Below are 17,945 nucleotides of genomic sequence, written 5' to 3'. Positions count from 1 at the left end.
TGCGGGCGCGGCGCGTCCCTCCTGCGACGGTGTCCGCGACCGAAACGAACGGATGACTGGGGAAGATGACGATCATCGCATTCCTGGAGATCTCCGGCGAGGGCACGGACCTCTTCCGCCGGGACGAGCTGACCCGGCGGCTCCGGCGCGAGCTCGCCGAGCGCGGCGTCGCGATGGAGTACCACAGCGAGCCCCCGGCGGACGGCGCCGGCCGCGGCGAGGCGATCACCGTCGGCACCGTCTCGGTGGCCGTGACGTCCAGCCCGGTCATGTCCGCGCTGACCGAAGGGGTCTTCGCGTTCCTGGCCGCGTGCCCCGACGGCGCGGTGCGGATCAGCAGCGGGGCGGGCGGCATCGAGCTGTCCGACCCGTCGTCCGAGAACAGGCTGCGGTTCAGCGCGTGGCTGGGGCGTGACGTCCCGCCTCCCGGCGAGGCGCCTCCGTGACCGCGGGGTTGGCCGCCGTCCCCTCGGTGCACAGCAGGACCACGGTGCCCGCCTCTCCGGACGCCAGGCGGCCCCGGGCGAAGGCCGCCCGGATGCCGGCCAGCGACGCGGCCCCGCACGGCCCGGCCGGGACGCCGAGCGCGGCCAGCTCGCCCGCCGCGCGGACGGCGTCGGCGTCGGAGACCGCCACGGCCGCGTCCAGCCCGGCGCGCAGGAACGGCCACGCGGAGGCGGACGGGGTCGCGCAGTTGAGGCCCGACATGATCGTCGAACCCGCCCCGACCGTCACCGGCCGCTCGTGGACGAGGCTCGCCAGCACGCACGGCGCAGCCTCGGGCTCCACGGCCAGCAGCGCGGGACCGCCGCGCCCGGCCCGGTAGTGGACGACGGCGGCCTGGGCGAGCGAGCCCACGCCGACCGGGACGGCGACGAGACCCGCCCGGCCCGCGCCGGCCGCGTGGAGTTGCTCGTCGATTTCGCGGAACAGGGTGGAGTAGCCGTCGACGATCCAGCGTGCTACCCGTTCGTAACCGGGCCAGCCGATGTCCTGCACCAGCAGCGCGGACGCGTCGGACACCGCTGTGTCAGCCGCGTACCGCACGGCCTCGTCATAGGTACCCGGGACCTCCGTCAGCCGCCCCCCTTCACGTGAGATCGCCTCCAGGGCGTCCGGGTGAAGTCCTTGCGGGACGACGATGTCGGCGACCAGCCCCAGGGAACGTGCCATGACCGCGACCGCGCGGCCGTGGTTTCCGTCCGTCGCCGTGACGAGCCGGACGGGCGCCTCCGCTTCGACCCGTGCGCGGAGGCGAGCCAGCGGATCGGTCGCATCGGCAGCCGTGCTGACGTCGGCGTCCATGCCGTAGCGGTCGCACAGAGCCCGGTACACGCCCCACGACGCGCCAAGGATCTTGAAGGCGGGGAGCCCGAGCCGGAACGACTCGTCCTTGACGAAGAGCCGCTCCGCGCCCAGATCGGCGGCCAGCTCGGGAAGCTCCACCAGCGGCGTCGGCGCGTAGCCCGGGAGTGCCCTGTGGAAGGCGGCGACATCCTCACGTGGCGCGGCGTCGCACGTCCATGCCCTGGCCGCGGGACGCGCGACGAAGGAGATCGGCGGTGCGGCGGCGGGGGCGATGACCATGGGACTCAGCGTGGCGTACCGTCTATACATCGGTCCAGCGAAGGTTTTTAAGCGATAATCATCAGTCCAGCCGATGAATAGGGCTCCCCCATGCTCGATCTCCACCGCCTCCGGCTGCTCCGCGAGCTCAAGCACCGCGGGACGCTCGCCGCCGTCGCCTCGGCGCTGTCCTACAGCCCCTCGTCCATCAGCCAGCAGCTCTCCGTCCTGGAGCGGGAGGTCGGCGTCCCGCTGCTGGAACCGGTCGGACGGCGCGTCCGTCTCACCCCGCAGGCCGAGATCCTCGTCGCGCACACCGAGGTCGTGCTTGAACGCCTCGAACGCGCGGAAGCCGAACTCGTCGCGTCCCTGCGGGACATCAGCGGCGTGCTGCGAGTCGCGGCGTTCCAGACCGCCGCGCTCGCCCTCGTCCCGGACGCACTGGACGTGTTGCGCGACGCCCATCCCGGCCTCCGCGTCGAGGTCACTCAGCACGAGCCGGAGAGCGCGCTGCCGGCCCTGCTGTCCCGTGACTTCGACCTGGTCGTTACCGAGGAGTACCCGGGTGACCCGATGCCCCGTCCGCCCGAGATCGAGTTCGAGGAGCTGTGCGAAGACGAGATCCGGCTGGCCCTCCCGTCCTCCGCCGGATCACCGCCGGCCGTGGCAGGCGCGAGTGGACTCGTTCCGGCACAGTCGCGGGCCACGGTCCTGGCCGAGGCGGCGGGACGGCCCTGGGTGATGGAACCGGCGGGGACGGCGTCCCGGCAGTGGGCGATGCGCCTCTGCCGCGATGCCGGGTTCGAGCCGGACGTCCGGTTCGAGTCCAGCGACCTGCTGCTGCACCTCCGTCTCGTCGAGCGCGGGCACGCCGCCGCGCTGCTGCCCGATCTCGTCTGGGCGGGACGCCCGCCCACGGTCACGGTCCTCGCGCTGCCGGGGGAGCGGCGCACCCGGCGCCTGTTCACGGCGACCCGCCGGGGAGGCGGCGCGCACCCCGCCGTCCGGGCCTGCCGGGCGGCGCTCCACGAGGCTGCGCGGTTTGCACTGCCGCATTAATGTGGGTTCCATGGCAACCGTTTCCCGCTACGGAAAGATGGTCGCCCACGAGGGCCGCGGCGCCGACCTCGCTCGGCTCCTGCTGGGCGCCGCCGACGCCCTCGCCGACGATCCGGGTTGCGAGCTCTACCTCGTCAACCGGCAGGCCGACGCCCCCGACACCATCTGGGTGACGGAGCTCTGGCGCAGCCAGGAGGACCTGGACGCCGCGCTCGCGCGGATCCGTGGCAGCGAGGAGGTGTCGGCCGCGATGGCGCTCGTACGGGACGCCGAGATGGTCGAGCTGGACCTCCTCGGCGGCAAGGGACTGGACCACGCTCATCCCGCTCCGACTTCCTGACCCCCTACGTCTCAGAAAATCTCCGAACGTGCAGGTCAGAGCGGTGTGTCCGAGTCCTTCGACTATGGAATAGAGCATTCCGTTCTGTTAGAGTGGAGTCATGTCCGACGGCAGGGTAGGGGCAGGACTACGGGTCACCTGAGGGGTAGGCCCCACGAAGGTTGGGGGTTTTCCCCGATGGCGATGAGTTCGCCGAGTCGTCACAGTCTTAATCAGCAGCAGGGGAACGAGGACCCCTCCGCAGGAAGAAGGCACACGATGTCGAACACGCTGAGCCTCATCTCGATGAGCACATCCGACCTGGCCCAGATCCTCTTCAGCTCCAAGCTCCAGGCGTCCGACCACCCGTCGCCCGAGCAGGTCCGCACGGCGATCGACGCCCGGCTCTGCGACTGCGACGGGGACCGGTCCATCTGCGCCGCCTTCGTCGCCCAGGAGGCCGGCGACCACCCCGAGACGTACGCCGCCCGGATGCGCTGGGCCCTGACGACCGTCTCGGCCGCCTACGCCACCGCCGCCTAGCGCACCCGCGACCGTCCGGCCGCACCATCGCAGCCCGGCCCCGCACGGCCGACTCGCATGGCCGACTCGCATGGCCGACCCGCACAGCTGACCCCGCACAGCCCCGACGGGCAGCACCGTCCGAACCAGATGCCAGGGAGAGATCCGTTGCGTTCGACGTTCACCGACAAGCCCCAGGACATCGTCCCCCGCACGCTCCGCGACCTGATCGCCGCCGATGACGCGCAAGCCGGCGATGAGAAGCGCCGGCGCCGACAACGCAGAGCCATGACCGTGCGCCGCTTCACCTAGCGCCGCCACCTGCCGCCTTCCGGCCGCCACGTCCGCGCGACGGCCGGGGCATCGCGGAACGGCTACTTCTTGCGCTTGTGCCGCTTGTACTCCTTGCTCGAACCGGACTCCCACTCGTACCCGGGGGTCTTGTTCTTGCAGTAACTGTCGCTGACCACTCGGTCGGTCGCGTCGTGCTCGCACCACTTCTTGCTGGACGAGCAGCCGCTGAGCCCGATCCCGGCGACCAGGACGGTCGCGGCGAGCAGGGCGGAACGGGTCTTGGGCATGGTGGCCTCACTCTCCGGCAGGGGGCGACCGGGCGAGAGTAGCCCACGTCCACAGCGGACGAACACGACGGTGTCCGACACCGGGATCTCCCGGGCCGGATCATGGGCCCCCGAACTATGCTGGCGGCCGTGAGCGAAGAGTCGGCGGAGGACCAGGGCGGAACCCCCGGCGGGGACCGCGAGTACCGCATCGGCGAGCTCGCGCAGGCCGCCGGCGTCCCGGTGCGGACGCTCCGCTACTACCAGGAGCGCAAGCTGCTGCCGCCGCCGCGGCGGGCCGGCCGCGTCGGCCTCTACTCCGAGGAGCACCTCGCCCGGCTCCGGATGATCGGCAACCTCCTCGAACGCGGGCACACCCTCGAAGGGATCCGCGAGCTGCTCTCCGCGTGGGAGCAGGGCCGCGACATCGGCGCCGTCCTCGGCGTGGAGAAGGCCGTCACGACCCCGTGGTCCAACGAGGTCCCGGCGACCATGACGCTGGACGAGCTGGCGGAACTGTTCCCCGGCGAGGTCGATCCGGCCGCCGTCGAGCGCGCCGTGGCGCTCGGGCTCATCGAGGTGGACGGCGACCGCGTCACCCACTGGAGCCGCCGCCAGCTCGACGCCACCGTGACGTTCGTGCGGGCGGGCGTGCCGCTGGACGAGGTGCTGTCGGCGGGCCAGGAGCTCCAGCGCAGCATGGACGACCTCGCCGCGATGTTCGTCCGGCTGATCGCGACGCACGTCGTCGGCCGCATCGACCAGCAGGACCTCGGCGACCTCACCGACACGCTCGCGCGGCTGCGGCCCGGCGCCCAGGTCACCGTCGAGGCCGGCTTCGCCCGCGCGATGGATCGGCAGGTCCGCGCCGCGATCGACGAGCTCCTCGGCCGGCTCACCACCCAGTGACGCTTCCCTGACCCCAGCCTCGCGCTAGGGGCGACCTAACGACGCGGAGCGCAACGCGCCGGTGGACCTCCGGCGCGGTTGGCGTCTAGATCGACTTTCCCGCGTGTCGTGACGAGTTGATCACTGTTGGTGATCACTAGCGTGGCGTCCGTGCCGGAGCATCTCTTCCGAAGCCTGTTCGTCGTGGTCAGCACCGGGGTGGCGCTGAGCGCGGCCGTTCCTGCGGCGGCCGAGCCGTCGCCGCCCGCCGCGGCACGTCCGTGCCACTCCTCCGGGCATCCGGCCGCGGCGCGGAGGCTCGGCGCGCGGATCCGCGCGGCGCTGGCCGGGCGCGCGGGCACCGAGTCGGTCGCGGTGCGCGACCGGCGGCGCGGCATCGTCTGCGCCGTCCAGGGAGATCGGCGCTACGACTCCGCGAGCGTCGTGAAGGTGACGATCCTCGGCGCCCTGCTGCACCGGGCCGCGAGCGAGCGGCGGGCGCTCGCCGCGTTCGAGCGAGACCTGGCACGCAGGATGATCACCCAGTCGGACAACGCCGCGGCGTCCGCGCTGTGGCGGTCGGTGGGACGCGCCCGGATCCAGCGGTTCGTGGAGCGGGCCGGGATGGCGCGGACCACGCTCGGTCCCACCGGTTTCTGGGGACTCACGCAGATCACCGCGCGGGACGAGCTGCGCCTTCTCGACCTGCTCACCGCGCACAACGCGTTGCTGCCGGACAAGGCGCGGGCCTACGCGCTGAAGCTGATGGGCGAGGTCGTCCCGTCACAGAACTGGGGGACCCCGACCGGACGTCCTCCCGGGATCGACTGGCACGTGAAGAACGGCTGGCTGCCCCGGCATGACCGCTACTGGCGGGTTCACAGCATCGGTGCCTTCGACGGGCATGGCGAGGACTACTCGATCGTGGTGCTCACCCAGGACACGCCGTCCATGGCCTACGGGGTCCGGACGATCGAGCGCGTCGCGGGTGTCATCCATGAGGCGTGCGGTCCGGACGCGCGGTCGGCGATGCGCGGGAGCGTGCCGGACGGCACCTGGGAGAGGTCCGACGGGTCGGTTCCGTCCGGCGCCTGAGCGGAGCCGTTCGCGAGGGGCCGTCCGTCCCGTCCGGGACCGGCGATACTGGGGGCATGGTCGACGAAGAGCGCTGGAAGGCGCGTTTCCGGGCTGCCCGGATCAGCCTGCCCCGCTGGGCGCGCGACGCCCCGCACCGCAGCATCTACCGGTCGAACGTCACCGGGACGTGGGAGATCTACACCTGGGACCGCGCGTCCGGCGAGCGGCGGCAGGTCACCGACCGGCCCAACGGCACGTGGATGGGCGCCGTCGACCCCACGGGCGCGTGGGTCTGGTGGTTCGCCGACACCGACGGCGACGAGTTCGGCGTGTGGAAGCGCGTCCCGTTCGGCGCGGCGGAGGGCACGGAGAGCGTCCCCGCGGTCCCCGGGCTTGAGCCGTCGTACCCGTCCGGGCTGTCGCTCGGCGCGAGCGGCCTCGCCGTCGTCGGGCGGACGACGGACGCGGGCAACACCGTCCATCTGTGCCGTCCGGGTGCGGAGCCCGAGGTGCTCTACCACCATGCCGAGGACGCGCACGTCGCCGGGCTGTCCCGGGACGAGGGCCTGATCGCGATCGGGCACAGCGAGCACGGCGACAGCCGCCACATGGCGCTGCGCGTCGTCCGGCCGGACGGGTCGACGGTAGCGGACCTGTGGGACGGTCCCGGGAAGGGCGTGTACGGGTCCGGGTTCGCGCCGGTGGAGGGGGACGCGCGCCTGCTCGTCGGGCACGAGCGCCGCGGACGGGACGAACTGCTCATCTGGGACCCGGTCGCGGGCACCGAGCAGGAGATCGTCCTCGACCTGCCCGGCGAGATCGGGGCGGACTGGTACCCGGACGGGTCCGCGCTGCTCATCTCCCACTCGCACGAGGCGCGGGACGAGCTGTACCGCTACGACCTCGGCACGGGCGAGCTCACGCGGATCGAGACGCCGCGCGGGGTGATCGGCGGAGCGGACGTCCGCCCGGACGGGACGGTCGAGTTCTCCTGGTCGTCCGCCGCCGAACCGCCGGTGATCCGGTCGACGTCGGGCGAGGTCGTCCTCGTCCCGCCGGGCCCGCCCGCGCCGCCGTCCGTACCCGTCGAGGACGTCTGGGTGGACGGCCCCGGAGGACGCATCCACGCGCTCATCAGCAAGCCCGAAGACGGAGACCGCCCCTACCCGACCGTGTTCGACATCCACGGCGGGCCGACCGCGCAGGACGACGACTCCTTCGTCGCGTCCACCGCGGCTTGGGTCGACCACGGTTTCGCGGTCGTCCGCGTCAACTACCGGGGTTCGACCGGGTACGGCTCGGAGTGGCGCGACGCCATCGAGGGCCGCGTCGGGCTCACGGAGCTGGAGGACATCAAGGCCGTCCGCGACTGGGCGGTGTCGAGCGGGCTGGCCGATCCGGACAGACTGGTCCTCACCGGGGGCTCGTGGGGCGGTTTCCTCACGCTGCTGGGCATCGGCACGCAGCCGGACGACTGGAGCGTCGCGGTCGCGGCCGTTCCCGTCGCCGACTACGTCGCCGCCTACGAGGACGAGATGGAGGGCCTCCAGGCGTTCGACCGGTCGCTGTTCGGCGGCTCGCCGGACGAGGTGCCCGAGCGCTACCGGGAGTCGTCGCCGCTGACCTACGCAGAGCGGGTCAAAGCGCCGGTGCTGATCCTCGCCGGGGAGAACGACCCGCGCTGCCCCATCCGGCAGATCGACAACTATCTCGGACGGCTCGCCGAGCTGGGCGTTCCGCACGAGATGTACCGCTACGACGCCGGACACGGGTCCCTGGTGGTCGAGGAGCGGATCACCCAGATGGCGGCGGAGATCGGATTCGCCCGTAAGCATCTCGGTATGTCGTGAACCGTCCCGGGGACGGGCGGTAAGGCCCGCCCGTCCCCGGGTTTACAAGATCAGAAGCCGGGCATTCCTCCCCACGGCCGATCGCGAGCGGAAGCCGGTCCCGGCGACCGGCGGCCCCCCGGCACCGCCGCCCCGCGCGGCGGCGCAGCGCTCGAACCGTCGCTCTCCGCGCCGGAGAGCCGAGACCCGGGGGGACGACCGCATGTCACGGCCGGACGACGCACATCCGTGTATCCGCACGTCAGCTCGCCGCCTCCGGCATGGCCCGGGCGGCACGTCCCGACGTCGCCCGAGCGACGCGTCCCGAGGCCGGTCGGTCCGTCCGATCGCGATCCCGCCCGCCGTGATGGCGGGCGCGGCCGCGCTCATCGTCATGGCACCGCCGGCCTCCGCGTCCGCGCCGAAGCCTCTGCCGGCGCGCACGGTGCCGCCTCGCATCGACGAGACCCAGGTACCGGACTCGCTCCCCCTGGACGAGCAGTACGCCAAGTACGTCCTGCGGGTGAACGGCATCGGGTGGCGCTCCACCGGCAACTGCTCCGACCGGACGAAGCACACCTGCACCTCGTTCGAGGGCCTCCGGTGGGGCACCGTCAAGGGCCTGCTCGACTTCGCGGCGGAGAGCGGCTGCGAGATCACCGTCACCGGCGGCACCGAGCGCGGCCACGCCGGCGGAACCTACAGCCATGCGAACGGCTACAAACTGGACATCGCGCCCACGCCCTGCGTCGACCGCGCCATCGCGCGCTACCCGTCCGAGGGGAGGCGCGGGGACGGCGCCGCGCTCTACCGCGCCCCGGACGGGACCCTCTTCGCCAGGGAGAGCGACCACTGGGACATCCTGTTCCGCTGACCCGGCCACCTGTGCCGGTCGATGCGGCGCGCCGCCTCAGGCGCGGACGTCGCGGATGATCTGGACGAGCTCCCGGGTGACCGACTTGAAGCCCGGGAGGCGCGACATCGAGACCATGCGGTTGACCAGCGGGACCGTCCGCTCGACGAGCAGGTAGGTCTTGCGGCAGCCCGGCGAGCTGTCGTGGACCCAGTAGAGGACGATGCCCATCGAGTAGAGCCACAGCAGCTCGGGCAGCTCCTTGCGGAACTCCTTGTCGATCTTGAGGCTGGAGCCGTCCACGACCTCGCGGTAGATCGCGACCGCCGAGTCCCGCGCCGGGCCCGACTCGGCGCTGAACGGGTTGAGGGGGCTGGTCGGCTCGGCGGCGAACTTGAAGAACTTCCCCGCGAACGCGTGGTACGGGACCATCGTGTCGACCCGGGCCTTCAGCACGCCCAGCAGGCGGGGCGCGAACTCCCTCTCGGCGGCCAGCACGGCGCGGCAGGCGGCGGCGTGCTCCTCCTGGAGCTCGTCGTAGTAGGCCTGGATGAGCTCTTCCTTGGAGCCGAAGTAGTAGTAGGCGTTGCCGACCGAGACGCCCGCCTCCTTGGCGATGGCCCGCATCGTCGTCGCCTCGTAGCCGCGCTCGCGGAACAGCCTGAGCGCGGTCTCGACGATCAGGGCCCGCGTCTGCTCGGACTTCACGGCCTTCGTCTCGGTCACGCATGCCACCCTAAAGCCCGGTGCGCCGGCTCGCTCGCGCGGAGAAGCGGTGTGGAGCTTCCCGGACGATCCTCATGTCTCCCCGCCGCAAGGTGCGCGGACGCGGCTTCCGGCCGGGGCGGCGTTCAGGCGGTGAGCTCGGCGGCGAGCAGCTCCGCCACCTGAGCCGTGTTGAGCGCCGCGCCGTTGCGCAGGTTGTCGCCGCAGAGGAAGAGGTCGAGCGCCTTCGGATCGTCCAGCGAGCGCCGCACCCGTCCCACCCAGACCGGGTCGGTGCCGACGACGTCCGCGGGCGTCGGAAACTCCTGGAACGCGGGGTTGTCGCACAGGACGACCCCGGGCGACGCGGCGAGGACGGCCTGCGCCTCCCGCTGCTCGACCCGCTCCTTGAACACCGCGTGCACCGACAGCGAGTGCGCCGTCACCACCGGGACGCGGACGCAGGTCGCCGTCACCCGCAGCTCGGGCAGCCCGAGGACCTTCCGCGACTCGTCCCGTATCTTGAGTTCCGCCGAGCTCCAGCCGCCGTCCCGGACCTCGCCCGCCCACGGCACCACGTTCAGCGCGAGCGGCGCCGGGAACGGCCCGAACTCGCCCACCGCGCCGCGCAGGTCCCCCGCGCGGTTGCCGAGCGCCCGGTCGCCGCCGACCTTCTCCATCTGCTCGTACAGCGTGTCGATCCCGTCCTGGCCGGCGCCCGACGCCGCCTGGTAGGACGACACGACCAGCTCCCGCAGCCCGTACCGGCGGTGCAGCGCCCCGAGCACCACGATCATCGACAGCGTCGCGCAGCTCGGGCTCGCGACGATCCCGCGCGGACGCCGGCGCACCCGCTCCGGGTTCACCTCGGGGACGACCAGCGGCACGTCCGGGACCATCCGGAACGCACCGGAGTTGTCCACCACCACGGCGCCCCGGGACGTCACGACCGGCGCCCACTCCGCGGACACGGCCTCCGGCACGCCGAACATCGCGATGTCGACCCCGTCGAACACCTCCGGCGCCAGCGCGGCCACCTCGACCGGCTCACCGCGCACCGTCAGGGTCCGCCCGGCGGACCGGGGCGACGCGACCAGCCGGATCTCCCCGTACACGTTCCGGCGGGTGGACAGCAGGTCGAGCATGACGGCCCCCACGGCCCCGGTGGCGCCGACGACGGCGAGCGTCGGCCCGCCCGTGCCCCTGGTCATCGTGCGTGCCGGCCGGGCAGTCGGGCCCATGGTCGCACTCACCCTCTCGTCGTCGAGTCGCGTCCGCGCGTCCATCTGACTGAACTCCCGCCGCTCGCGGCCGGTTCCCGCATCGACCATGCCACCCGAGGGACGGGAACGTCAGCGGCATGCGCCACAGACGGAAAGGGCCGCACGGATCCCGTGCGGCCCTCTCCGGAAGCGCGATCAGCGGCCGGTGCCCCCGTACACGACGGCCTCGACCTGGTCGGAGTCGAGGTCGAAGGCCCGGTGCGCGGCGACGACGGCGGTGTCGATGTCGTCCTGGGCGACGACGACCGAGATCCGGATCTCCGACGTGGAGATCATCTCGATGTTCACCCCGGCGTCGGCGATCGCGGCGAAGAACGTCGCGGTGACGCCCGGGTGCGAGCGCATGCCCGCGCCGATCAGCGACACCTTGCCGATCCGGTCGTCGTAGCGCAGCGACTCGAACCCGATCCGCTCCTTCAGCTTGTTCAGCGCCGTCAGCGCGCTCTGCCCGTCGCTGGACGGCAGCGTGAACGAGATGTCCGTCCGTCCCGTGGACGCCGCGGACACGTTCTGCACGATCATGTCGATGTTGATCTCGGCCTCGGACAGCACCGTGAAGATCGTGGCGGCCTCACCGACCTTGTCGGGCACGCCCACCACGGTGATCTTGGCCTCGCTCCGGTCGTGCGCGACCCCGGAGATGATCGCCTGCTCCATGTCGTGTCCTTCGATCTCGCTGCTGTCGACGACCCACGTGCCTTCCTTCTGGCTGAACGAGGACCGCACGTGGATCGGGATGTTGTACCGGCGCGCGTACTCCACGCACCGCAGATGCAGGATCTTGGCCCCGCTCGCGGCCATCTCCAGCATCTCCTCGTAGGAGATCTTCGGGATCTTCCGGGCGGGCGGCACGATCCGCGGGTCGGCGGTGAACACGCCGTCCACGTCCGAGTAGATCTCGCAGACGTCGGCGTCCAGCGCCGCCGCGAGCGCCACGGCCGTCGTGTCGGAGCCGCCCCGCCCGAGCGTCGTGATGTCCTTCGTGCCCTGCGAGACGCCCTGGAAGCCGGCCACGATGCAGATCGAGCCCTCGTCCAGCGCGGTGCGGATGCGTCCAGGCGTCACATCGATGATCTTGGCTTTACCGTGCGAGCCGTCGGTGATGACGCCGGCCTGGGAGCCGGTGAACGAGCGGGCCTCGTGGCCCAGGTTCGCGATGGCCATCGCCAGCAGCGCCATCGAGATCCGCTCGCCGGCCGTGAGCAGCATGTCCAGCTCACGGCCCGGCGGCAGGGGGCTGACCTGCTTGGCCATGTCGATGAGGTCATCCGTCGTGTCGCCCATCGCGGACACGACGACGACCACGTCGTTGCCCGCCTTCTTCGTTGCGACGATGCGCTGGGCGACCCGCTTGACGCACTCGGCGTCGGCGACGGAGGAGCCACCGTACTTCTGCACGACAAGAGCCACGGGTGGGCGCTCCTCGGATCGGGGTCAGGGCGTACCAATCCGAGAGTCTACCGAGCGCACCCGAATGCATTACGGCCAGGTAAAGCTTCCTCGTCAGAGCCGCTTGCGCAGGAGGCAGAACTCGTTGCCCTCCGGATCGGCGAGGACGACCCAGCTCTCCTCCCCGGTCTGCCCGACGTCCGCGTGCACCGCCCCGGCGGCCAGCAGCCGCTCCAGCTCCGCGTCCTGATCCCGGTCGCTGGGGTTCACATCGATGTGCAGCGGCAGCTGCCCCCTCCTGGGCTGATCACTGCGACTCAGGATCAGCACGGGCTGAAGCCCGCCGAACCCCTCGTCCGGCGGCCCGATCTCCACATCGCCGTCGTCGTCCCGCCCAAGGACGACATAACCCAACACCTCACACCAGAACTCCGCCAACCGCTCCGGATCCCGGCACAACAACACAAGCTCACTAATCCGACACGCCATCGCCCCAAACTACCCACCCCACACGCCCAAAACCCCACCCCGAAAGTCCCGCACCTACCTAGTCTGGAGAGGAGTCGGCGCGACACCTAGCAAAGGCCGGAACATGTCTACTCGTACCGGATGCGACCCGACGAGCATCGGACGGCGGATGGCCAGCGCCCGCGAACTCCGCGGCCTCACACAGCGGCAGCTCGCCGAACGCATTCCGTGTTCCAAGAGTCTGATCGCCCAGGTGGAGAGCGGCCACAAACCCGCGTCCCAGGCCCTCATCGCCGGTGCGGCTCGCGCGCTGCGAGTGGGACTCGACGAGCTGACCGGCCAGCCCTACCGGGACGAATCACGGCATGACCGCGTGCACTCCACCGTGCCCGAACTGCGCCGGGCACTCCTGGCGTGGGACCTGCCTGACGAGGACGTCCGGCCCCGCGGCGTCACCGATCTACGAAAGGACGTCGCCCGCGCATCCCAGCTCGGCCAGAAGGCGCGGTACGTCCAACTCGGCGAGATGCTTCCAGCCCTTCTGGACGAGCTGACAGCCGCCGCACACGTCTCCAGCGCCCCGGCTCCGCTCCAGGCACTCCTTTCGGAGGCGTACACAGGCGCTACCGCGATCGCCTACACCCTCGGCTACTTCGACCTGCGGGCACTGGCCATGGACCGCGTACAGCGAGCAGCCGAGGCGTCCCAGGACCCACTCCGTACGGCTCGTACGCAATGGCAGCGCTCCACCCTCTTCCTGGCGAGCGGCGCCTACGCGAAAGGCACTGCCGTTCTGGACCGCGTGCGCCGAGACCTCGGCGACGATGTCGGACGGTTGGACGCCCCGGCCCTCAGCGTCCTCGGCGCCACCCATCTGCGGTCGGCCGTCTTCGCAGCCCGAACGCCCGACGCGGCCGCCGCATGGGCGCACATCGACGAAGCACGTGAGATCACCCGCCTGCTCGGCGTGGACGCGAACCACTACGGGCTGGAGTTCGGCCCGTCCAACGTCTCGATGCACGAGGTCGCCGTCGCCGTGGAGATGTACGACGGCACTGGAGCAGTCGAGCGCGCACGCCGCACCCGCCTGCCGAACACCGTCGCACCCGTCCGGCTCGGGCACTACTACATCGACCTGGCCAGGGGCTTCCTGTACCACGGTGATCGCGCCCGCGCCTTGGAAGCTCTACAGAAGGCCCGGCAGGTGGCGCCTCAGCAGACGCGGAACCATCCCATGGTTCACGAGACGGTCAGGATGCTGAACGACCTCGAACGCCGCCGCCCCGAATCCCTGGCCAACTTCGCCACCTGGCTCCGCATCCCCTGAACCGCCCCGACGCCAGGCGGCGTCGTGGTGTGGACGGCGGCGCCGTGAGCCCCATCCGGGGCGGTGTGCCGTGGTTCGTCTCGTCCACGGGGAGCCGGTCGCGCCGTGCCACGATCTGGCCGGGACGTGTCCCGGCATCGGCGCGCGACTGTCTCTGGCGGGCGTCGGCGGCGGATGGCGGGTGGTTATTGGACGGTGGCGGCTTCTTGGGCTACGTCTAGGCGGGCGCCGGCGACGACGGCGTGGAGGGCGCGCAGGGCGGCACCGGCGTGGTTGCCCCAGTGGTTGAAGTAGGAGTACTGCCACCACCAGAGCGCCTCCAGGGGGCGTTCCTGCTTGTAGTGGCGGAGGCCGTGGACGAGGTCGCTCGCGACATCGACCAGGTCGTCCGACAGGCGGTACGCGGTGGGTTCGGTGTCCTTGTAGGGGTCGAAGACCTCGACGTAGTCGTCGAGGCCGTCGAGCCGCTCGGCGAGGCCCTGACGGACGGTGTCCAGGTCGGGGTCGTCGCCGATCTCCGGCTCCCAGTTGTCCGGCAGGATGACGTCGGCGCTGGCGCCGAGCTGCGCGCCGGCCAGGATGACCTGCGACACCTCCAGCAGGAGCAGCGGGACGGTGTGCGTCCCGCCGTCGCCGCGCGCGACGGCCTCCAGGCCGTTCAGGTAGTTCTCGACGTGGCAGGCCACGCGCTCGGCCAGGACGTTCCAGTCCTCCGGGCTGTTGGCGTCAGACATCGAGCAGCCTCCGTCCTTCGAATGCGCGGCCGAGAGTCACTTCGTCGGCGTACTCAAGGTCGCCGCCCACCGGCAGGCCGCTCGCCAGGCGGGTGACGGTGAGGCCCATGGGCTTCACCAGCCGGGCGAGGTACGTGGCGGTCGCCTCGCCTTCCAGGTTGGGGTCGGTCGCGAGGATCAGCTCGGTGACCGTGCCGTCGGCGAGGCGCTGCATCAGCTCGCGGATGCGCAGGTCCTCCGGGCCGACGCCCTCGATCGGGCTGATCGCGCCGCCGAGCACGTGGTAGCGGCCGCGGAACTCCCGGGTCTTCTCGATCGCGACGACGTCCTTCGACTCCTCGACCACGCAGATGACCTGGGGGTCGCGGCGGACGTCGCGGCAGATGCGGCACTCCTCCTCCTCCGCGACGTTGCCGCACGTCTTGCAGAAGCGGACCTTGTCCTTGACCTCCTTGAGCGCCTTGCCGAGGCGCTCGACGTCGGCGGGGTCGCTGGCGAGGAGGTGGAAGGCGATCCGCTGCGCGCTCTTGGGGCCGACGCCGGGCAGCCTGCCCAGCTCGTCGATGAGGTTCTGGACCACCCCTTCGTACAACGGACCTTCCTCTCGTTCGTCGCTGCGGCGGCTCCGGTGGGACGGCTCACCCTAGGGCAGGGGCCGTCCGGTCACCAGTGCCGCCGGTCGGTTCGGCCGGGTTCAGGCCCCGGGAGCACCTCCGGTGCCGCCGCCGAGGCCGGGGAACCCGCCGGGAAGGCCGCCGGGCATCCCGCCGAGACCGGGCATGCCGCCGAGGCCGCCGAGGCCCTCGGCGAACGGGCCCATCTTCTCCTGCTGGAGCTCGCGGGCCTTGCGGGACGCGTCGCGGATCGCGGCGAGCACCAGGTCGGCGATGGTCTCGGCCGTGTCCGCCGGATCGTCGGCGTCGACGGCCTTCGGGTCGATCACCAGGCCGGTGACCTCGCCCTCGCCGTTGACCGTCGCGGTGACGAGCCCGCCGCCGGCGGAGCCCTTCACCTCGGCCTCCGCGAGCTCGCGCTGCGCGGTGAAGAGCTGCTCCTGCACGGCCTGAGCCTGCTGGAGCAGTTCCTGGATGTTCAGCTGACCACCGGGTTCCACGGTGCACTCCTTATGTCCAGCCCCCGGAAGGGCTCCTGTCCGGCGGCCCTCCCGGGTGTCCGTCTTCCCGAGACTACGGCCTCCGAACGTGTTCCGGTACGTCCGTCCGCCGGTGTGCCGACGCCGTTCAGGAGTTGTCGATCTCCCGGATGATCTGGCCGCCCAGCTCCCGCTGGATGAGCGCCATGCCGTTCATCTCCGCCTCGCTGCCGTCCGCGTCGGCGTCGCCCTCCGGGTCGACCTCGTCGCTCTCGTCCACGGGGCCGGGGTCGGGGGGCGGGGGCTCCTCGTCCGGCGGCGGGGGCAGCGGGCCCGGGTCGGATGCCTCTCGCGGGGCCGGCGCCTGGTGCGCGGGCCTGCTCGGCTGGACGGGCGGCGGGGGCTGCGGTGCGGGCGGCTGCGCCGGTGCGGCCCCGCCGAACCCGCCCGAGGGCCCGGATCCCCCGCCCGACGGCGTCGGCCTGCCAGGCGGGCGTCCGCCGCCCTGCTGGGGCGCGCCGCCGACGACGGTCTCGATCCGCCAGTCGACGCCCATCCGCTCCTTGAGGACCTCGCGGAGGACGGCGTCGCGGTTCCCGTTGACGAAACCGAGGCGGGCGCCTTCGGCGTCGAAGCCCAGCGTCAGGAGCTTGCCGTCGAGCGCCACCGGCCGCACGCCGGACATCACCACCATCCAGGTGGCGCGGCTCTTCAGCTTGACCGCCTCGACGATGTCAGGCCAGAGGCGCTGCACCGTCGAGACGTCCATGCCCTCGCCGCCTTGCGAAGCCGGAGCCTGGACGGGCTGCGACGGCTCGGGCTGGGGTCGCGCCGGACGCGGCGGCGCCTGAGCGGCCGGCCGCTGGGGCGGTTCGGCGACGGGCGGCCGCGCGGGTTCCGCCGGAGGCGGCGCCGGACGCTCGGCAGCCGCCGGCGGCCCGGCCGGAGGACGGACAGGCGGAGGCGGAGCGGCGGCAGGAGGCGGAGCAGCGGCAGCGGGCGGTGGAGCGGCGGCGGCGGACGGCGGCGCGAACGCCTGCGTCATCCCACCGGAATCCTGGACACTCCCGGAGAAACCGCCCTGCGCGGCCTGGCGCTCCAGCCGGTCGAGCCGCGCGAACATCGACGCCTCGTCCTCGTACGCGGCGGGCAGCAGGATCCGCGCGCTGATCAGCTCCAGCAGCAGCCGCGGGGACGTCGCGCCGCGCATCTCGGTCAGCCCGGTGTGCAGCAGGTCCGCGGCGCGGGTCAGCTCGCCGGGGCCGAGCGAGGACGCCTGGCGCCGCATCCGCTCCAGCTCGTCCGGCGGGACGTTCAGCAGCCCGGACCCGCCGGCCCCCGGCACGTTCGCCAGGATCACCAGGTCGCGGACGCGCTCCAGCAGGTCGGCGGTGAAGCGCCGCGGGTCCTGGCCGCTCTCGATCACCCGGTCGATCGCGGCGAACACGGCGCCGCCGTCGCGGGCGGCGAACGCGGCGATGACCTCGTCCAGCAGCGCCGAGTCGGTGTAGCCGAGCAGCGAGACGGCGCGCGCGTAGGTGATGCCCTGCTCGTCGGAGCCGGCGAGCAGCTGGTCGAGGATCGAGAGGGTGTCGCGGGCCGAGCCGGCACCGGCGCGCACCGCCAGCGGCAGCGCGGACGTCTCGTACGGGACGTCCTCCGACTTCAGGATCTCCTCGACGAGCTCCTGGAGGACGCCGGGCGGGATCAGCCGGAACGGGTAGTGGTGGGTCCGGGACCGGATCGTCCCGATGACCTTCTCCGGCTCCGTGGTCGCGAACACGAACTTGAGGTGCGGCGGCGGCTCCTCGACGAGCTTCAGCAGCGCGTTGAAGCCCTCGCGGGTGACCATGTGCGCCTCGTCGATGATGTACACCTTGAAGCGCGCGGAGACCGGCGCGAAGAACGCGCGCTCACGCAGGTCGCGGGCGTCGTCGACGCCGCCGTGGGAGGCCGCGTCGATCTCGATGACGTCGATGTGGCCGGTGCCGGACGGGCCGAGCGCGACGCATGAGTCGCACTTGCCGCACGGGTCGGGCGTCGGCCCCTCCTCGCAGTTCAGCGAGCGGGCCAGGATCCGGGCACTGGACGTCTTGCCGCAGCCGCGCGGGCCGCTGAACAGGTACGCGTGGTTGATCCGGCCGTTGCGGAGGGCCTGCTGGAGCGGCTCGGCGACGTGCTCCTGCCCCTTGAGCTCCGCGAACGTCGCTGGCCGGTACTTGCGATACAGAGCCAGACTCATCGGGGTCCGCCCTCCCTCGAGAAGCAGAGCG

General features: G+C 72.0%; 20 protein-coding genes. 10 read left to right on the top strand and 10 right to left on the bottom strand.

Annotated features, from left to right (window positions below; translation table 11 throughout):
- The first annotated feature begins 65 nt into the window (after nt 1-65).
- On the top strand, nt 66-446 hold the full coding sequence (locus E1300_RS01390) for a hypothetical protein (protein ID WP_131754999.1): 381 nt from the start codon (nt 66-68) through the stop codon (nt 444-446).
- Here E1300_RS01390 and E1300_RS01385 read toward each other — a convergent pair.
- Nucleotides 394-1,587 (bottom strand): pyridoxal-phosphate dependent enzyme, encoded by a 1,194-nt coding sequence (locus tag E1300_RS01385; protein WP_131754998.1) that lies wholly within the window; start codon nt 1,585-1,587, stop codon nt 394-396. The genes E1300_RS01390 and E1300_RS01385 overlap by 53 nt on opposite strands.
- 90 nt (nt 1,588-1,677) lie before the next feature.
- Here E1300_RS01385 and E1300_RS01380 point away from each other — a divergent pair, with 90 nt between their 5' ends.
- The 4 genes from E1300_RS01380 to E1300_RS49760 all read left to right on the top strand — a co-directional run bounded on the left by E1300_RS01380 (nt 1,678) and on the right by E1300_RS49760 (nt 3,778).
- Nucleotides 1,678-2,625, top strand: a complete 948-nt coding sequence (locus E1300_RS01380; RefSeq protein WP_131754997.1) for a LysR family transcriptional regulator — start codon at nt 1,678-1,680, stop codon at nt 2,623-2,625.
- A gap of 10 nt (nt 2,626-2,635) precedes the next feature.
- Nucleotides 2,636-2,965 carry a putative quinol monooxygenase gene (locus E1300_RS01375; protein WP_131754996.1) on the top strand — a complete coding sequence of 110 codons (330 nt, stop codon included), beginning with the start codon at nt 2,636-2,638 and terminating at the stop codon, nt 2,963-2,965.
- A gap of 258 nt (nt 2,966-3,223) precedes the next feature.
- The gene (locus E1300_RS01370; RefSeq protein WP_131754995.1) at nt 3,224-3,487 is read left to right on the top strand and encodes a hypothetical protein; all 264 of its coding nucleotides are present in this window, start codon (nt 3,224-3,226) and stop codon (nt 3,485-3,487) included.
- A 147-nt stretch (nt 3,488-3,634) separates the two neighbouring features.
- A complete protein-coding gene (locus E1300_RS49760) occupies nt 3,635-3,778 on the top strand; it encodes a hypothetical protein (protein WP_165502624.1) in 144 nt (47 codons plus the stop codon).
- Nucleotides 3,779-3,840: 62 nt separating this feature from the next.
- On the opposite strand, the gene E1300_RS01365 is transcribed toward E1300_RS49760, so the two are convergent.
- The gene (locus tag E1300_RS01365; protein ID WP_131754994.1) at nt 3,841-4,047 is read right to left on the bottom strand and encodes a hypothetical protein; all 207 of its coding nucleotides are present in this window, start codon (nt 4,045-4,047) and stop codon (nt 3,841-3,843) included.
- A 129-nt stretch (nt 4,048-4,176) separates the two neighbouring features.
- Here E1300_RS01365 and E1300_RS01360 point away from each other — a divergent pair, with 129 nt between their 5' ends.
- The 4 genes from E1300_RS01360 to E1300_RS01345 all read left to right on the top strand — a co-directional run bounded on the left by E1300_RS01360 (nt 4,177) and on the right by E1300_RS01345 (nt 8,694).
- Complete coding sequence (locus tag E1300_RS01360; RefSeq protein ID WP_242618874.1) at nt 4,177-4,935, top strand: MerR family transcriptional regulator; 759 nt, start codon at nt 4,177-4,179, stop codon at nt 4,933-4,935.
- Between the two features lie 150 nt (nt 4,936-5,085).
- Nucleotides 5,086-6,009 (top strand): serine hydrolase, encoded by a 924-nt coding sequence (locus E1300_RS01355; RefSeq protein ID WP_242618873.1) that lies wholly within the window; start codon nt 5,086-5,088, stop codon nt 6,007-6,009.
- Nucleotides 6,010-6,065: 56 nt separating this feature from the next.
- Nucleotides 6,066-7,841, top strand: coding sequence for a S9 family peptidase (locus tag E1300_RS01350; RefSeq protein WP_131754992.1), 1,776 nt, complete (start codon nt 6,066-6,068; stop codon nt 7,839-7,841).
- A gap of 343 nt (nt 7,842-8,184) precedes the next feature.
- Entirely contained in the window at nt 8,185-8,694 is a 510-nt protein-coding gene (locus tag E1300_RS01345; RefSeq protein WP_207399415.1) for a hypothetical protein, read from the top strand.
- Between the two features lie 36 nt (nt 8,695-8,730).
- On the opposite strand, the gene E1300_RS01340 is transcribed toward E1300_RS01345, so the two are convergent.
- From E1300_RS01340 to E1300_RS01325, 4 genes are all read right to left on the bottom strand, one after another.
- The gene (locus tag E1300_RS01340; protein WP_131754991.1) at nt 8,731-9,399 is read right to left on the bottom strand and encodes a TetR/AcrR family transcriptional regulator; all 669 of its coding nucleotides are present in this window, start codon (nt 9,397-9,399) and stop codon (nt 8,731-8,733) included.
- 125 nt (nt 9,400-9,524) lie between these two features.
- Nucleotides 9,525-10,589 carry an aspartate-semialdehyde dehydrogenase gene (locus tag E1300_RS01335; RefSeq protein ID WP_131754990.1) on the bottom strand — a complete coding sequence of 355 codons (1,065 nt, stop codon included), beginning with the start codon at nt 10,587-10,589 and terminating at the stop codon, nt 9,525-9,527.
- A gap of 207 nt (nt 10,590-10,796) precedes the next feature.
- Nucleotides 10,797-12,071, bottom strand: a complete 1,275-nt coding sequence (locus E1300_RS01330) for an aspartate kinase (protein WP_131754989.1) — start codon at nt 12,069-12,071, stop codon at nt 10,797-10,799.
- 93 nt (nt 12,072-12,164) lie between these two features.
- On the bottom strand, nt 12,165-12,539 hold the full coding sequence (locus tag E1300_RS01325) for a VOC family protein (protein ID WP_131754988.1): 375 nt from the start codon (nt 12,537-12,539) through the stop codon (nt 12,165-12,167).
- 103 nt (nt 12,540-12,642) lie between these two features.
- Between E1300_RS01325 and E1300_RS01320 the strand changes: the two genes are divergently transcribed.
- Nucleotides 12,643-13,845 (top strand): helix-turn-helix domain-containing protein, encoded by a 1,203-nt coding sequence (locus tag E1300_RS01320; RefSeq protein WP_131754987.1) that lies wholly within the window; start codon nt 12,643-12,645, stop codon nt 13,843-13,845.
- 185 nt (nt 13,846-14,030) lie between these two features.
- On the opposite strand, the gene E1300_RS01315 is transcribed toward E1300_RS01320, so the two are convergent.
- The 4 genes from E1300_RS01315 to E1300_RS01300 form a co-directional block, all read right to left on the bottom strand.
- Nucleotides 14,031-14,579, bottom strand: coding sequence for a DUF5063 domain-containing protein (locus tag E1300_RS01315; RefSeq protein ID WP_131754986.1), 549 nt, complete (start codon nt 14,577-14,579; stop codon nt 14,031-14,033).
- Nucleotides 14,572-15,171, bottom strand: a complete 600-nt coding sequence (gene recR, locus E1300_RS01310; protein WP_131754985.1) for a recombination mediator RecR — start codon at nt 15,169-15,171, stop codon at nt 14,572-14,574. The genes E1300_RS01315 and recR overlap by 8 nt, the downstream gene beginning before the upstream one ends.
- Before the next feature lie 102 nt (nt 15,172-15,273).
- Nucleotides 15,274-15,693 (bottom strand): YbaB/EbfC family nucleoid-associated protein, encoded by a 420-nt coding sequence (locus E1300_RS01305; RefSeq protein ID WP_131754984.1) that lies wholly within the window; start codon nt 15,691-15,693, stop codon nt 15,274-15,276.
- A 127-nt stretch (nt 15,694-15,820) separates the two neighbouring features.
- Nucleotides 15,821-17,914, bottom strand: coding sequence for a DNA polymerase III subunit gamma and tau (locus E1300_RS01300; RefSeq protein ID WP_131754983.1), 2,094 nt, complete (start codon nt 17,912-17,914; stop codon nt 15,821-15,823).
- Nucleotides 17,915-17,945: the final 31 nt, after the last annotated feature.

The sequence above is a fragment of the Actinomadura fibrosa genome, assembly GCF_900659615.1.
GTDB lineage: Bacteria > Actinomycetota > Actinomycetes > Streptosporangiales > Streptosporangiaceae > Spirillospora > Spirillospora fibrosa.
Note: the sequence above shows the minus strand (reverse complement) of the source record. Positions and strands in the feature narration are given on the sequence as shown.

Excerpts from the sequence above, each read along its gene's own strand:
- E1300_RS01350 (WP_131754992.1), top strand. The coding sequence starts at position 6,066 with ATGGTCGACGAAGAGCGCTGGAAGGCGCGTTTCCGGGCTGCCCGGATC.
- E1300_RS01370 (WP_131754995.1), top strand. The coding sequence starts at position 3,224 with ATGTCGAACACGCTGAGCCTCATCTCGATGAGCACATCCGACCTGGCC.
- E1300_RS01315 (WP_131754986.1), bottom strand. The coding sequence starts at position 14,579 with ATGTCTGACGCCAACAGCCCGGAGGACTGGAACGTCCTGGCCGAGCGC.
- E1300_RS01375 (WP_131754996.1), top strand. The coding sequence starts at position 2,636 with ATGGCAACCGTTTCCCGCTACGGAAAGATGGTCGCCCACGAGGGCCGC.
- E1300_RS01325 (WP_131754988.1), bottom strand. The coding sequence starts at position 12,539 with ATGGCGTGTCGGATTAGTGAGCTTGTGTTGTTGTGCCGGGATCCGGAG.
- E1300_RS01335 (WP_131754990.1), bottom strand. The coding sequence starts at position 10,589 with ATGACCAGGGGCACGGGCGGGCCGACGCTCGCCGTCGTCGGCGCCACC.
- E1300_RS01385 (WP_131754998.1), bottom strand. The coding sequence starts at position 1,587 with ATGGTCATCGCCCCCGCCGCCGCACCGCCGATCTCCTTCGTCGCGCGT.
- E1300_RS01390 (WP_131754999.1), top strand. The coding sequence starts at position 66 with ATGACGATCATCGCATTCCTGGAGATCTCCGGCGAGGGCACGGACCTC.
- E1300_RS01365 (WP_131754994.1), bottom strand. The coding sequence starts at position 4,047 with ATGCCCAAGACCCGTTCCGCCCTGCTCGCCGCGACCGTCCTGGTCGCC.
- E1300_RS01320 (WP_131754987.1), top strand. The coding sequence starts at position 12,643 with ATGTCTACTCGTACCGGATGCGACCCGACGAGCATCGGACGGCGGATG.
- E1300_RS01380 (WP_131754997.1), top strand. The coding sequence starts at position 1,678 with ATGCTCGATCTCCACCGCCTCCGGCTGCTCCGCGAGCTCAAGCACCGC.
- E1300_RS01300 (WP_131754983.1), bottom strand. The coding sequence starts at position 17,914 with ATGAGTCTGGCTCTGTATCGCAAGTACCGGCCAGCGACGTTCGCGGAG.